At 58.1% G+C, this 13,503-nt stretch carries 12 protein-coding genes and 4 tRNA genes; 7 read left to right on the top strand and 9 right to left on the bottom strand.

The window, feature by feature from the left end; all coding sequences use genetic code 11:
* Positions 1-43: 43 nt before the first annotated feature.
* The 4 genes from ACA048_RS07885 to ACA048_RS07870 form a co-directional block, all read right to left on the bottom strand.
* Positions 44-823, bottom strand: coding sequence for an ABC transporter permease (locus ACA048_RS07885; protein WP_497628643.1), 780 nt, complete (start codon positions 821-823; stop codon positions 44-46).
* Positions 820-1,752: an ABC transporter ATP-binding protein gene (locus ACA048_RS07880; protein ID WP_477791200.1), complete on the bottom strand. Its 933-nt coding sequence runs from the start codon at positions 1,750-1,752 to the stop codon at positions 820-822. The genes ACA048_RS07885 and ACA048_RS07880 overlap by 4 nt, the downstream gene beginning before the upstream one ends.
* 130 nt (positions 1,753-1,882) lie before the next feature.
* On the bottom strand, positions 1,883-2,506 hold the full coding sequence (locus ACA048_RS07875) for a glutathione S-transferase family protein (RefSeq protein WP_497628642.1): 624 nt from the start codon (positions 2,504-2,506) through the stop codon (positions 1,883-1,885).
* Between the two features lie 43 nt (positions 2,507-2,549).
* Positions 2,550-3,209, bottom strand: coding sequence for a transglutaminase-like domain-containing protein (locus tag ACA048_RS07870; protein ID WP_497628641.1), 660 nt, complete (start codon positions 3,207-3,209; stop codon positions 2,550-2,552).
* Positions 3,210-3,457: 248 nt separating this feature from the next.
* Here ACA048_RS07870 and ACA048_RS07865 point away from each other — a divergent pair, with 248 nt between their 5' ends.
* Together ACA048_RS07865 and ACA048_RS07860 are read left to right on the top strand one after the other, a co-directional pair.
* Positions 3,458-5,905 carry an acyl-CoA dehydrogenase gene (locus tag ACA048_RS07865; RefSeq protein WP_497628640.1) on the top strand — a complete coding sequence of 816 codons (2,448 nt, stop codon included), beginning with the start codon at positions 3,458-3,460 and terminating at the stop codon, positions 5,903-5,905.
* Between the two features lie 83 nt (positions 5,906-5,988).
* A complete protein-coding gene (locus ACA048_RS07860; RefSeq protein ID WP_007945767.1) occupies positions 5,989-6,396 on the top strand; it encodes a PA2817 family protein in 408 nt (135 codons plus the stop codon).
* A 158-nt stretch (positions 6,397-6,554) separates the two neighbouring features.
* On the opposite strand, the gene ACA048_RS07855 is transcribed toward ACA048_RS07860, so the two are convergent.
* Positions 6,555-7,544 carry a LysR family transcriptional regulator gene (locus ACA048_RS07855; RefSeq protein WP_497628639.1) on the bottom strand — a complete coding sequence of 330 codons (990 nt, stop codon included), beginning with the start codon at positions 7,542-7,544 and terminating at the stop codon, positions 6,555-6,557.
* Between the two features lie 90 nt (positions 7,545-7,634).
* Here ACA048_RS07855 and ACA048_RS07850 point away from each other — a divergent pair, with 90 nt between their 5' ends.
* The 4 genes from ACA048_RS07850 to ACA048_RS07835 all read left to right on the top strand — a co-directional run bounded on the left by ACA048_RS07850 (position 7,635) and on the right by ACA048_RS07835 (position 11,701).
* Positions 7,635-8,261: an alanyl-tRNA editing protein gene (locus ACA048_RS07850; RefSeq protein WP_497628638.1), complete on the top strand. Its 627-nt coding sequence runs from the start codon at positions 7,635-7,637 to the stop codon at positions 8,259-8,261.
* A 92-nt stretch (positions 8,262-8,353) separates the two neighbouring features.
* Positions 8,354-9,124: a 2OG-Fe(II) oxygenase gene (locus ACA048_RS07845; protein ID WP_497628637.1), complete on the top strand. Its 771-nt coding sequence runs from the start codon at positions 8,354-8,356 to the stop codon at positions 9,122-9,124.
* Between the two features lies 1 nt (position 9,125).
* Entirely contained in the window at positions 9,126-9,764 is a 639-nt protein-coding gene (locus ACA048_RS07840; RefSeq protein ID WP_497628636.1) for a LysE family translocator, read from the top strand.
* A 197-nt stretch (positions 9,765-9,961) separates the two neighbouring features.
* Positions 9,962-11,701 carry a dipeptidase gene (locus tag ACA048_RS07835; protein WP_497628635.1) on the top strand — a complete coding sequence of 580 codons (1,740 nt, stop codon included), beginning with the start codon at positions 9,962-9,964 and terminating at the stop codon, positions 11,699-11,701.
* A 125-nt stretch (positions 11,702-11,826) separates the two neighbouring features.
* On the opposite strand, the gene ACA048_RS07830 is transcribed toward ACA048_RS07835, so the two are convergent.
* The 4 genes from ACA048_RS07830 to ACA048_RS07815 form a co-directional block, all read right to left on the bottom strand.
* A tRNA-Gly gene (locus ACA048_RS07830) sits at positions 11,827-11,902 on the bottom strand.
* A 3-nt stretch (positions 11,903-11,905) separates the two neighbouring features.
* Positions 11,906-11,981 (bottom strand) — tRNA-Glu (locus tag ACA048_RS07825).
* Positions 11,982-12,086: 105 nt separating this feature from the next.
* Positions 12,087-12,162: transfer RNA gene (locus ACA048_RS07820), tRNA-Gly, on the bottom strand.
* Between the two features lie 2 nt (positions 12,163-12,164).
* Positions 12,165-12,240, bottom strand: a tRNA-Glu gene (locus ACA048_RS07815).
* A gap of 379 nt (positions 12,241-12,619) precedes the next feature.
* On the opposite strand from ACA048_RS07815, the gene ACA048_RS07810 reads away from it, so the two are divergent.
* On the top strand, positions 12,620-13,390 hold the full coding sequence (locus tag ACA048_RS07810; RefSeq protein ID WP_497628634.1) for a hypothetical protein: 771 nt from the start codon (positions 12,620-12,622) through the stop codon (positions 13,388-13,390).
* Positions 13,391-13,503: the final 113 nt, after the last annotated feature.

Here is a 13,503-nt window from a genome sequence, read left to right as displayed (position 1 = left end):
GTGGAAGCGAGCCTGCTCGCGATTTCAGGCAATTCTGTATCCCTTAAGTACGCATCCCGCGACCGCTAACCAGCAACCGTGCGCAACTGATGTACAACACGATGGTCGCTACCAGCATGAAGGTGATCGCGATGCTGATCTTGATGTCCGAAACGCCGAGGATGCCGTAACGGAAAGCGTTCACCATGTGCAGCACCGGGTTCGCCAGGGACACGGTCTGCCAGAACGGCGGCAACAGGGAAATCGAGTAAAACACCCCGCCCAGGTAGGTCAACGGTGTCAGCACGAACGTCGGGATGATCGAGATGTCATCGAAGTTGCGGGCAAACACGGCGTTGATGAAGCCCAGCAGCGAGAAGATCGTCGCCGTCAGCACCACCACCAGAATGGTCACGCCCAGGTGATGCACCTGCAAATGCGTGAAGAACAGCGACAGCAACGTCACGATGATCCCGACCATCAGTCCGCGCAGCACGCCGCCCAGGGTGTAGCCGATCAGAATCGTATGCGGCGAGACCGGCGACACCATCAATTCCTCGATGGAACGCTGGAACTTGCTGCCGAAGAAACTCGACACCACGTTACCGTAGGAGTTGGTGATCACCGACATCATGATCAGCCCCGGAACGATGTACTCCATGTAAGTGAAGCCACCCATGTCACCGATCTGGCGACCGATCAGATTGCCGAAGATCACGAAGTACAAAACCATGGTGATGGCCGGCGGCAGCAGCGTCTGCGGCCAGATCCGGGTAAAGCGCCGGACCTCGCGGTAAACGATGGTATTGAGGGCGACGAGGTTGGGTTGCAGCTCGGAACTCATACCGCCACCTTCGACAGATTTTTCTCCACCAGAGACACGAACAACTCCTCGAGGCGATTGGTTTTGTTACGCAGGCTCAGGACTTCGATGTTCTGCTGCGCCAACTGAGTAAACAGCGCGGTGATGCCCATGGCTTTGTCGACCTGGACTTCCACGGTGTGGCTGTCGATCAGCCTGGTCGGGTAGCCGAGCAACTGCGGCGCACTGGTCAACGTGTTTTTGGTATCGAGCAGGAACGTTTCCACATGCAGTTGGCTGAGCAACTGTTTCATGCTGGTGTTCTCGACGATCGTGCCGTGGTCGATGATGCCGATATTGCGGCACAACTGCTCAGCCTCTTCCAGATAGTGCGTGGTGAGGATGATGGTGATGCCTTTCTGGTTCAGCTCGGTGAGGAAGGTCCACATCGAGCGACGCAGTTCGATGTCCACACCTGCCGTCGGTTCGTCGAGGATCAGCAGGCGCGGCTCATGAACCAGCGCACGAGCGATCATCAGGCGACGCTTCATACCGCCAGACAGCGAGCGTGAAGGCGTGTCACGTTTGTCCCACAGCCCCAACTGGGTCAGGTATTGCTCGGCGCGTTCCTTGGCGATTTTCGCCGGAATGCCGTAGTAACCGGCCTGGGTTACGACGATATCGAAGGTCTTTTCGAACTGGTTGAAGTTGAATTCCTGGGGTACCACGCCGATTGAGCGTTTGAGTTGCGCAGGGTTCTTGTCCAGGTCGTGACCGAAGATATTCACCGTTCCGCTGGTCTTGTTCACCAGGGTCGAGAGAATACCGATGGTCGTGGATTTGCCGGCGCCGTTAGGGCCGAGCAAGGCGAAGAAGTCTCCTTCGGCGACGTCCAGATCGATACCACTCAGGGCCTGGAAACCGTTGCCGTAGGTTTTGGTTAGCTGCCGGATGGACAGAGCGGAACTCATATCGGATTACGCACCAATAAGGAAGAAAGGAAAAAAGACGGCCGGCGGCGACAGGTACAACCGCGGCGCGTGAGCGCAATGGTGCTTGTCGCCGCCACACAAGTACAGTCAAGTGTGTCGATAGTGAGTATTAAGTCAACGCAGTCATAACGGCTTTTTGATACGCCGGACGCTGTTTCAACCGGGCGTACCAGGCTTCAAGGTGCGGCTGTGATACGCGCTCGATCGGCATCTCGAACCAGGCATAAATAAAACTGCCGAGCGGGATGTCGCCCATGCCGATTTCGTCGCCGGACAGGTACGGTTTGGCGGCCAATGCCTCATCGGCCATCGACAGCAGATCTTCGCACTCCTTGATAGCGGCGTTGATAGCCGACCAATCCTGCTTGTCTGCCGGGGTGCGCAACACGCCCCAAAATACGGTGCGGAATGGGCCGGCTAAACTTGAAGTCGTCCAGTCCATCCACTTGTCGGCCGTGGCGCGAGCTTTTATATCCGCCGGATACCAGGCGCTGCCGTTGGCATGAAGGGCCATCAGGTAACGCACGATGGCATTGGATTCCCACAGCACAAAACCGTCATCTTCAATCACCGGCACGCGGCCATTGGGGTTCATCGCCCGATACTGCGGCGTATCGACGACACCAAAGGCGCCGCCCGCATCGATGGCCTCGTAGGTCAACCCCAGCTCTTCGGCGGCCCACAACGGTTTTCTGACATTCGACGAGTTTTTCCGACCCCAGATTTTCAGCATGACCGACTCTTTTTCGACAAGTGGGCTGGCAGCATACGCCGGATCAGGTGCGACTCAAATCGCTCTGCATATCCCCCAACAACTCGGGCAGTTGCTCGCTGAACAGGTGCGGATAGCACTTTTCCAGGTGTTCGAAAAAGAACGCTTCCGGCACATCGGTGAACGGGCCGTGGTCGACCAGGTATTCCATCAACTGCGCGCCATCGCGATTGAACGGATGAAACACACTGTCATTGATCCCGTCGAATTCCAGCGGCGCGACATTGAACAGTTCACAGAGTTTTTGGTTGAACGCCGGTGTCGCCTTCACCCAACGGCCATTCAGATACAGCTCCGTATAGCCGTGCATCGCGAACACATCGCTTTTGAGCAATTCGAGCAAACGCGGGGTCGACAGGTGATTGCGCACGTCGGCCAGACCGATCCGCGCCGGGATCCCGCAATGTCGCGCAGCGCCGGCCAGCAACGTGGCTTTGGGCACGCAATAGCTTTCCCCGGTTGCCAGCGCATAACTGCCGCGCAGGGTCTCTGGATCGCGGCTGAACGTGTAGGGGTTGTAGCGCACGGCCTCGCGCACTGCGTAATACAGGTGGATCGCCTGTTCGACCGGATCTCGACGGCTGCAGCGATGTTGTTCGGCGAACTCCACCACCGAGGGATGGTCACTATCGATGAAGCGGCCGGGACTCAAGTACTCGTGCATGAGAATAATCTCCTGGGGAAGCCCCGAGTCTAACGACAGGTTCAGCACAGAGATAACGACGTTTCGGCCAAACTTGGGCGCATCGCCGCGTAGGAAACGAACGATTTCCCGAGCGTGTTGCCAACCGGGCCTACAAATTTCATCCAAGGTTTCCCACGATTTCAATCACATCGCTCTGACCACCCTGTTTGGCGGATGCCGTCTAAGCTCTGAAGGTTGGTTTTACCCTGGTTCACGGAGGATTAAATATGCTGCTGTTGTGGATACTGGTTCTGGTTGTCGGGATTGCCTGGTTAGCCCATCGTCGCATCGCTCCCCTTCCCGCTCTTTGCATCGTTGCCGTTTACGTGGTGGCAATGGGCGCTTTCGGCCGCGCGCCCGGTTGGCTGCTGCTGATCTTCTGGGTGTTGATCGCATCCGTTGCGGCGCCATTGTTGCTGCCCGACCTGCGTCGCAAGTTCTTCAGCGCGCCGCTGTTCAACTGGTTCCAGAAAACCCTGCCGCCGATGTCGCAAACCGAACGCGACGCCATTGATGCCGGCACCGTGTGGTGGGACGGCGAACTGTTCAGCGGCCGCCCCGACTGGGACAAATTGCTGTCCTATCCAAAAGCCCAACTGAGCGAAGAGGAACAGGCCTTCATCGACGGCCCGACCGAAGAGCTCTGCGCCATGGTCACCGACTGGCAAATCGGGCAAGACATGGACCTGCCCGCCGAAGCCTGGACGCACATCAAGGAGAACGGCTTCTTCGCGCTGATCATTCCCAAAGAATTTGGCGGCAAAGGTTTCTCTGCCTATGCGCACTCACAAGTTGCCATGAAACTGGCGACCCGTAGCGGCGACCTCGCCTCCACCGTGATGGTCCCCAATTCCCTCGGTCCGGCGGAGCTGCTGCTGCATTACGGCACCGACGAACAACGCAACCATTACCTGCCTCGACTGGCGCGCGGCGACGACATTCCCTGCTTCGCGTTGACCGGCCCGCTGGCCGGTTCCGACGCCGGGGCAATGCCCGACACCGGGGTCATCTGCAAAGGTGAATGGGAAGGCAAGGAAACCCTCGGCCTGCGCCTGAACTGGGAAAAGCGTTACATCACCCTCGGCCCGGTAGCCACCCTGCTCGGCCTCGCCTTCAAGGCCTATGACCCGGATCATTTGCTGGGCGACGAAGAAGACCTGGGCATCAGCCTGGCCCTGATCCCAACGGACACCGCAGGCGTGGAAATCGGTCGTCGCCACTTGCCGCTGGGTGCCGCGTTCATGAACGGCCCCAACTCCGGCAAGGATGTGTTCGTGCCGCTCGACTTCCTCATCGGCGGCCAGGAAATGCTCGGCAAAGGCTGGATGATGCTGATGAATTGCCTGTCGGTCGGGCGTTCCATTTCGTTGCCGGCAGTCGGCACCGGCGCGGCCAAGTTCACCAGCCTGGTGACCGGTCAGTACGCGCAGGTTCGCGAACAGTTCAACGTCCCACTGTCAGCGTTCGAAGGCATTCAGGAAGCCATGGCGCGCATCGGCGGCAACGCCTGGATGATGGACGCGGCGCGCATGTTGACCGCCAACGCAGTGGATCTGGGCGAGAAACCCTCGGTGCTGTCGGCGATTCTCAAGTACCACCTCACCGAACGCGGCCGCGAGTGCATCAGCCATGCGATGGATGTTCACGGCGGTAAAGCCATCATCATGGGGCCGAACAACTACCTCGGCCGCAGCTGGAATGGCGCGCCGATTTTCATCACCGTGGAAGGCGCGAACATTCTTTCGCGCAACCTGATGATCTTCGGCCAGGGGGCGATTCGCTGCCATCCGTTCGTGCTCAAGGAAATGGCCCTCGCTGGCCGCGAAGACAAGGACCAGGCGCTCACCGAGTTCGATGGTCTGTTGCTCAAGCACATCGGTTTTGCCGTGAGCAACGCCGCCAGCACGCTGGTGCTGAACCTGGGTTTCGGACACTTCGAACACACGCCGGGCAACAAGCTCAGTCAGGGTTACTTCCGGGCGCTCAACCGCCAGGCCGCGGCGTTCGCCCTGCTGGCAGACCTGAGCATGATGCTGCTGGGCGGAGAACTGAAACGTCGCGAACGCCTGTCGGCACGCCTGGGGGATGTGCTCAGCAACCTGTACCTCGCCTCTGCCGCCCTCAAGCGTTACCACGATCTCGATTCACCGGAGCACATGGCGCCGCTGTTTACCTGGGCCATGGAGGAAAGTCTTGGCCAGTCGGAACGTGCGCTGGATGAATTGCTGACCAACTTCCCGAACAAGGTGCTGGGTTGCCTGTTGCGGGTGATCGTGTTCCCGTTCGGCCGTCGACACAAAGGGCCATCGGACAAACTAGGCGCCGAAGTGGCTGCCGTGATTGGCCGCGCCAAGGGCGACCCGACACTCGAAGAGTTGCTGGGCGGTTGCTATCGACCGCAATCGGCCGATGACGCCGTCGGGGCTTTGCAACACGCCTGCAATTTGCTCAATGCAGCGCAACCCCTGCAGAAAAAACTGCACATGGCGATCAAAAGTGGCCAGCTCAAACCGGCTGCCGGGGAGCACGTCATCGATGCAGCGCTGGAGGCAGGCGTATTGCAGGCAGTGGAAGCGCAGACCCTGCGTACCGCCGAAGCGGCGCGGCGCAAGGTAATTGATGTCGATGATTTCGATAAAGAAGAGTTGGCGCTGGCGCAAGGAAAGGTCCGCTGATCCAGCCATACATGTACGCCAATGCAAAATGGGCGCAGGCGCTTTATACTCCCGCGCCCGTTTTGCTCTTGAGGACTTATCTCGTGTCCAACGTCGTTGCCGACCATCTTGTCTTGCTTGACCACTTGCGCAGCATCCTGGTCGCCGTGGGTGAGGCCGAACAGGTTCCCGAAGAAAGCCATGCCTTATTCCTGGAGCGCTTCGACGAACTGCGTGCGTTGCTGCCGGTCGATCCAATCGAAAGCCAATACCTGGGCCAGGACATTCTCTGCCAGGTGATCACCCGCTACCCGCAAATTGCCCATCTGGTCCCGCGCGACCTGCTGTGGTACTTCGCCGGTGACTGCCTGCATTACATGCCCGATGATGAAATCGATCTGTATCAGGCGCTGGAAGAACGTCGCTTCGAAGCTGAACAGAACGACGAACCGTTTGACTGGAACCAGGAAAAACAACTGCTGGCGATGTCGAACGACGACGCCAAGCACTGATCCCCGATCAGTTATACAAAAGGCCCGCATGGTTGAACATGCGGGCCTTTTTTGTGGCGGGGTGATGTAGTGTCTGTAAGGACGCCATCGCGGGCAAGCCCGCTCCCACAGGTGGCCACGTTCCAATTCAGGAGCGGGCTTGCCCGCGAAGAGCCCCTTCAAAGCAACCCATCACTCTCAGGCAACTCATATTCCGCCGCGACCTTGCCCGACTTACCCGGTTTGCTCAAGGTCGGCTCCTTCTCCAGACACTCAACCAGATAGTCGATAAACACCCGCAATTTCGGCGGCAGATAACGCGTCGGCGAATGCAGCAACCAGGCGCCGCCGTGGTACGACGCCAGAAAAGTCCAGTCCGGTAACACCTGCACGATCAACCCCTGCTCCAGCGCATAACGCGCCGTGAAATACGGCAGACTGCCAATGCCGATGTGCTGCAATACCGCGCCCAATCGCACACCGGTGTGATTGGCGGCATACCGGCCACGCACGCCGACCGTGACCGCTTTGGTGCCTTTCTTGAACTTCCAGCGCGCATCGCTCGGAGTTTCGCCGAGGTAGATACAACTATGGTTGAGCAAGTCATGGGGATGGGTCGGGGTGCCATGTTCTGCCAGGTATTGCGGCGTGGCACAGAGCAAATGGTCGATGGTCAATAACTGCCGCCCAACCAGACCCGCAGGTGGTCGATCGGTAATACGGATGGCGAGATCAACGTTGTCGTCGATCAGATCCACCTGCCGATCCTCAAGCAACAACTCCACATCGACTTTGGGATAACGCCGCAGAAACTCCGGCATATGCGGGTGAATGACAAAACGACCCACAGCCTTGGGCACGCTGACCCTCACCAACCCTTCAGCTTCATGGGTGAACTGCCCGCTGATTTCCATCACCGATTTGGCGGCGCTGACCATTTCCTGGCAGCGCTTGAATACCTCTTCGCCCCCATCGCTCAAGCGCAATTTACGCGTGGTTCGTTGCAGCAGACGCGTGGCTAGCGCCTTCTCCAGACGCGAAATGCTACGACTGACCGCCGAAGGAGAAGTGCCCAGTTGACGGGCCGCTTCAGAAAAGCTGCCGGTCTCGACCACCTTGACGAAAATCGCCATTTCACCGAGCAGCGGTAGCGGAAGATTTATGCTCACAGCGCAACAGTCCTTTGATGATTGAACGGATTATCACGCAATTCCACGCTTCATATAATAAAAATAGAAACTTTAATAAGGGCATGGAATATGACGCTTCGCCTCTTTTTCCATAGTGATGACCTGAAGGCTAATGTGGAAGTCCTGGATTGCACGCCCTACGAGAACGAATTTGCTGTTGTACTGCGCGCCACGCTGTTTCACCCCCAAGGTGGCGGACAGCCCTTTGATACGGGCTGGATCGGCGATAGCCAGGTACTGCGGGTCACCCAGGACCCTGACCGGATCATTCATTTTGTCGACCAACCGGTAACACCCGGCATGACCCTGATTCGGGTGGACGGGGAGCGTCGTCAGTTCAATACACGCATGCATTCAGCCGGGCATCTGATCGGCCACTTCGTCCAGGCCAAGGGCTGGATGCCGATCAAGGCGCATCACTGGCCGGGCGAAGGCCGCGTGCAGTTCAAGGCGCTGGAATGCGCACAGGACGTCGATGCCCAAACCATTCAACTCGGCCTCGAACAGTGGGTTACCCAGGATTATCCGCGTCTGACGTCGTTGCGCGAAGGCGCCCGGGAAATCGGTTTCGGTGAGCTGCCCGCCTACGGCTGCGGCGGCACCCATGTACGTAGCCTGAAGGAGCTTGGCACGGTCACGATCGCGTCCCTTTCATTGAAGAAGGGAACGCTGTCAGTCCACTACACCGTGGATTGAGTATTTGGGCGATGGCGGCACCGTCATCGCTTGACGCCGGGGGAGTCTGCGCTCGCGGGTTCTGTTGCCTATCTGATAGATGGACCTAAGACATGATGCTTGACGTCGAGCGTCTCGATGAGACGTGCATAAAAAAACTGGTCAATGAAGAAGTCCTCGCCATCCGCGTCAAGGGCTTGCTGCCCCCGCCGCTGGCAATTCAGATTGGCGACAAGATCCTCGCCCCGGGCTTCGAAGGCTATATCAATGCGCCGAGCATTGGCCGCATCGGCATGGCGTTTTATGAAGCGGAAAACCAGCCGCTACTGATCGAGGACTACTTCGAAAGCGCCACACGCAACATTGCGGAGTTGCGTAACCGTTGCGCGCCCTATTCGTCCCCGGTCGACACCCTGCGCTGCATGCTCGATGAATCCTGGCCGGCGGGTGCGCACCTGGAAAACCTCTACGGCCGCAAGATGTACGTCGGGCTGTCGCGGGTGGTGAAACCGGGGGTGTGCTTCCTCGCCCACCACGACATTTTCGCCAAGGACGCCCCGGACAGTTACCAGGCCAGAAGCCTGGAAGCGCAGTTCGCCTGCAACGTTTACCTGAACATGCCGACCGAGGGCGGTGCGCTGCAGATGTGGGACGACGACATTTCGCCGGATCAGTTCAACGATATGCGCGGCGACAGTTACGGCATCGACCCCGCCCTGCTAGGCCCTCCGACCCTGGAGATTCGCCCTGAGCCAGGCGATTTCATCATGTTCAATTCGCGCCGCATGCACTCGGTGACTCCGGGCGTGGCGGATCCGCGACTGAGCCTTTCGTTCTTTGTCGGCTACCGCGGCAATGCTTCCCCCCTTACCTTTTGGAGTTGAGATGCTTTCGAATTACCTGGGCGAATTTCTGGCGCTGGCGACTATTCACTTTCTGGCCGTGGTCGCACCCGGGCCGGATTTCGCCGTGACTATTCGTCAGAGCGTGCGTTTCGGCCGATTGGTGGGCATCTGTACGGCGTTGGGTATCGGCGCGGGGATTTCCGTGCACGTGCTGTACACCCTGCTCGGGGTCGGCGCGCTGATGCATACGACGCCTTGGCTGTTGACGGTGGCCAAGGTCGCGGGCGGCGCCTACATTTTGTACCTTGGTGTCAGCCTGTTGCGCAGCAAACCCAAGTCTGCGCTTGAGGGCGATAAAGGCTCGGACGAGCCCGTCGCCGAACAAACGCTGTTGAAGGCATTTACCACCGGGTTTCTGACCAACGCGACCAACCCCAAGGCGACGCTGTTTTTCCTGGCGATTTTCACCACCATCATCAGCGCCACGACGCCTCTGAAAGTCCAGGCGCTGTATGGAATCTGGATGTGTTTTGTGAATGCGCTGTGGTTTGTGATCGTCGCGCTGTTCTTTTCCAGTGCCCGGGTGCGCTTACTGTTTATGCGCATGGGGCATTGGTTTGAACGGATGATGGGGGTGATTCTGATCCTGTTCGCCGGGCGCCTGATTCTGTCGATGTAAAACCTGCACCCACGCAAAAGGTCCGCCCAGTCTGACTGGTGGGCCTTTTTCATATCTGCGTCGCTTTTGCGTTTCTGTGCGACAGATCCTGCTTCAAGGTCTCCCCTTTTACTCCTTCGTGGTGTTAGGTTGGAAAAGTGTCTGACCAATCGATCAGACACTTCCCACAAATTGCCTGCAAAGGAATGCCTCCAACAATGGACTTTTCATTCAAGCATCTGGCCGCGTCGACCCTGATTCTGGCCAGCCTTTCGTCGTTTTCCGTCGCCGCTCACGCCAACATCACCCCGCAACAGAGCGCCACCCTTCTCAAGAGTTTCAGTGACGCCTCAGCCACGAATTTCAGGCAGTTCCTGGCGGGCGTGGCCAAAAGCGACTTGGCCAAAACCGCCAACCTCGGCCCGGCCATCAGTGCTTTCCAGGACAACAAGACGCTTACCCCTGAACAGCAGAACGAGATCCATCGTCTGCTGGGCCTCTATGCGCGAGTGAAATACGGCGCTGCGGCCACCGAGACCTTGCGTGAGCTGGTAGCAATCCCGACCTTCCAGGTTGAAGGCGTTGCTCAGCACGACAATCCCGAATTCATCAAGATCGCCGACAAGATCAAGGGCCTTGCCCAGTCCTTTAACCTGAACTTCCGCAACATCGACAACCGCGTCTATGAAATTTCCATCGAGGGCAGCGGCGATGAAGTGGTCGGCATTCACGCGCACGCCGACGTGGTGCCTGTGACGCCGGAGAATTGGGTCTTGAAAGACGGCACCCGACTTGATCCGTTCAAGGTCACCCTGATCGGTGACCGCATGTATGGTCGCGGCACCGAGGACGACAAGAACGGTATCGTGGTGGCGCTCTATGCCATGAAGGTCATCAAGGAAGAGAAGCTGCCGCTGGCGAGGAACTTCAAGCTGCTGGTCGACACCACCGAAGAAACCACCGGCGACGCTATCCCCTATTACTTCGAACACAACCCGACGCCCAACTACAACCTGGCACTGGATGGCGGCTACCCGGTGGTCATCGCCGAAAAAGGCTACGGCACCGTCATGGCCAGCTTTGCCCGACGCAATGGCGAAGGCAAAGGCGCGGAAATCACCTCAATGACCGGCGGCCTGGCCACCAACCAGATTCCGTCGGCTTCGGTCGCGACCCTGGTGAGTGACCAGCCTGCCGAATTGGCCGCCATTCTGCAAAAGGCCGGTAGCGAGTATGCCAAGCACAATGGTGGCGACTTCGAGGTGAGCGCCAAGGTCGTCGACAAAGAGGTCAAGCTCACGGTGACCGGCGTTTCCGCCCACTCCTCCGAGCCCGAGTCTGGCGTCAACCCGGTGTCGAGGATGCTGGACTTCATCAACAGCCTCGACGGAAAAGTCGCGCTCAAGCACAACCACATCACCGACGCTGCCCGCTACGCCGCCGATAACTGGGGGCTGGATTACCTGGGCGGCAAACTGGGTGTCGGTTTTGCCGATGACTTCATGGGGCCGCTGACCACTTCCCTGACCTTTGTCGGGATGGATGACAAAACCTTCAAGCTTGCGGTCAATCTGCGCGTGCCGAAGGGCAAGTCCCCGGAAGCACTCAAGGCCGAAATCGCCGAAAAAATTGGCGCTTGGAGCAAGAAGACCCACGTAGCGGCATCTTTCGAGTACTCGATCGCCGAGCCGATGTACCGCAACCCTGAAGGCGAATGGGTCAAGGCGCTGTTGGCCGTGGCCAGCGAAAACCTGGGCATGGAACACAAGTACGGCACCTCTGCCGGCGCCACCTCGGTGCATGAACTGCCCAATGGCGTGCAATTCGGCTTGGCCCGGCCCGAGGTGAAATACACCGGCCACACCGATAACGAGTTCAAGACAGTCGACCAGTTCCTGCTGGACTTGCAAATCGTGACCGAAATGATGGGGCGTATCGGGCAGTTGCCGAAGCTCTGATCGCTTGCCGGACCCGCCATGCGGCGGGTCCAAACAGAAAAGGACCCGAAGGTCCTTTTTTGTTGTGCCATAAAAATGCACAAACAAAAACGCCGCTCATTGCTGAGCGGCGTTTTTGTTAAATATGGAGCGGGAAACGAGACTCGAACTCGCGACCCCGACCTTGGCAAGGTCGTGCTCTACCAACTGAGCTATTCCCGCAAATGGCGTCCCCTAGGGGACTCGAACCCCTGTTACCGCCGTGAAAGGGCGGTGTCCTAGGCCACTAGACGAAGGGGACACGCTAACTGAAACACATGGTGTGTATTTCAGTGCCCAAATCCGCATCCGAAGATGTCGGTTCTGGTTTCACTCAACGCTGCCCGAAAGCAACGCTGCTTAAAAATGGAGCGGGAAACGAGACTCGAACTCGCGACCCCGACCTTGGCAAGGTCGTGCTCTACCAACTGAGCTATTCCCGCATTGGCGTCCCCTAGGGGACTCGAACCCCTGTTACCGCCGTGAAAGGGCGGTGTCCTAGGCCACTAGACGAAGGGGACACACGTACAACATTCACTCCCTACCGCGTTTCGCTGTGTGCTTTACGCTGTAAGTGGCGCGCATTCTATGGATGGATTGAGGGGTCGTCAACCCCCAGTTATAAATTTATTTAAATCAATGACTTCGCCCTGCTTTCAGACACGTTTCAGGCTTTTGCGCAGACAGACCTTTGACGCCTATTTTCCGACATCCATCAAGGCGCTATAGTCCATGCCGTCAAGATGATGGCAACCCGAAACCTATTCGCCACCATTTATCTAAGCAGAACAACGGCCGATACATAGATGGGCCATAGCTGATTCAAGTGGGTCGAGCGGCCTATGCGCCCCAATGCCAAGCCACTACTCTCGAACGCGAACCCTATAAGAGGTCTTACCGGTGACACCACTCATGATCACCCTGCTCGTCGTAGTCGGCATTGCACTATTGATCGCCATTGGCTACATGAACCATGTGGTGGAAAACAACAAGCTGGAAAAGGCCCGCACCAAGGTTGAGCTTAACGACCGCCTGCGCCGCTGCGGCGAAATCACTGAGACCTTTCCCGGTCAGTTGATGACACCGGCACTCAAGCTGTTGTTGACCCGCCTGGAACTCAACGTCTGCCTGCGCCTGCTCAACCTGGAAAAAACCAGCGCCAACCTCAAGACGCGGATTACCGAGCTGGAGGCCCTTGCTGCTCAGGGCGAATCGATCCCGGTCAACAACCCGCCGGCACCGATCCAGACCGAAGCCAAGGCCAAGGATGTACGCTTCCTGCTCGAAGCCCTGCATGGCCAAATCACCCGCGCCGCCCAGGACGGTTTCCTGCCGACCAACGAAGCCAAGCGCTGGATCCGCGAAGTCCGCCATATTCTGGTGCTGCTGCACATCGAGTTCTTCAACAACCTCGGCCAGCATTGCTTGCAACAGAACCAGCCGGGTCAGGCGCGTCTGGCGTTCGAACGCGGCGTGCAGTACCTGCGCAAACAACAGGAGCCACAAGTCTACGCCGAGCAGCTGGAGTACCTGGAGAAACTCCTGGTTCGCGCCAATGCGATGGTGATGGACAACATCGCTGCGGTTGAGGATGAGGCAAACCAGTTGAACGTAGGCCTCAAAGACGTCGAGGCCGATGCCGACTGGAAAAAGAAAGTGATCTACGACTGATCAGCGCAAATAGAAAAGCCACCTGCGAAGGTGGCTTTTTTTTTGGTTGGGTTTGATGGGGAGTACATTCGGGAAAGACTGGTCGGCTGTCAGGCCGCTGTCGCAGCGATGCG

This window comes from Pseudomonas sp. LBUM1659 (genome assembly GCF_059716045.1).
This window is presented reverse-complemented; position numbering and strand designations above follow the sequence as displayed.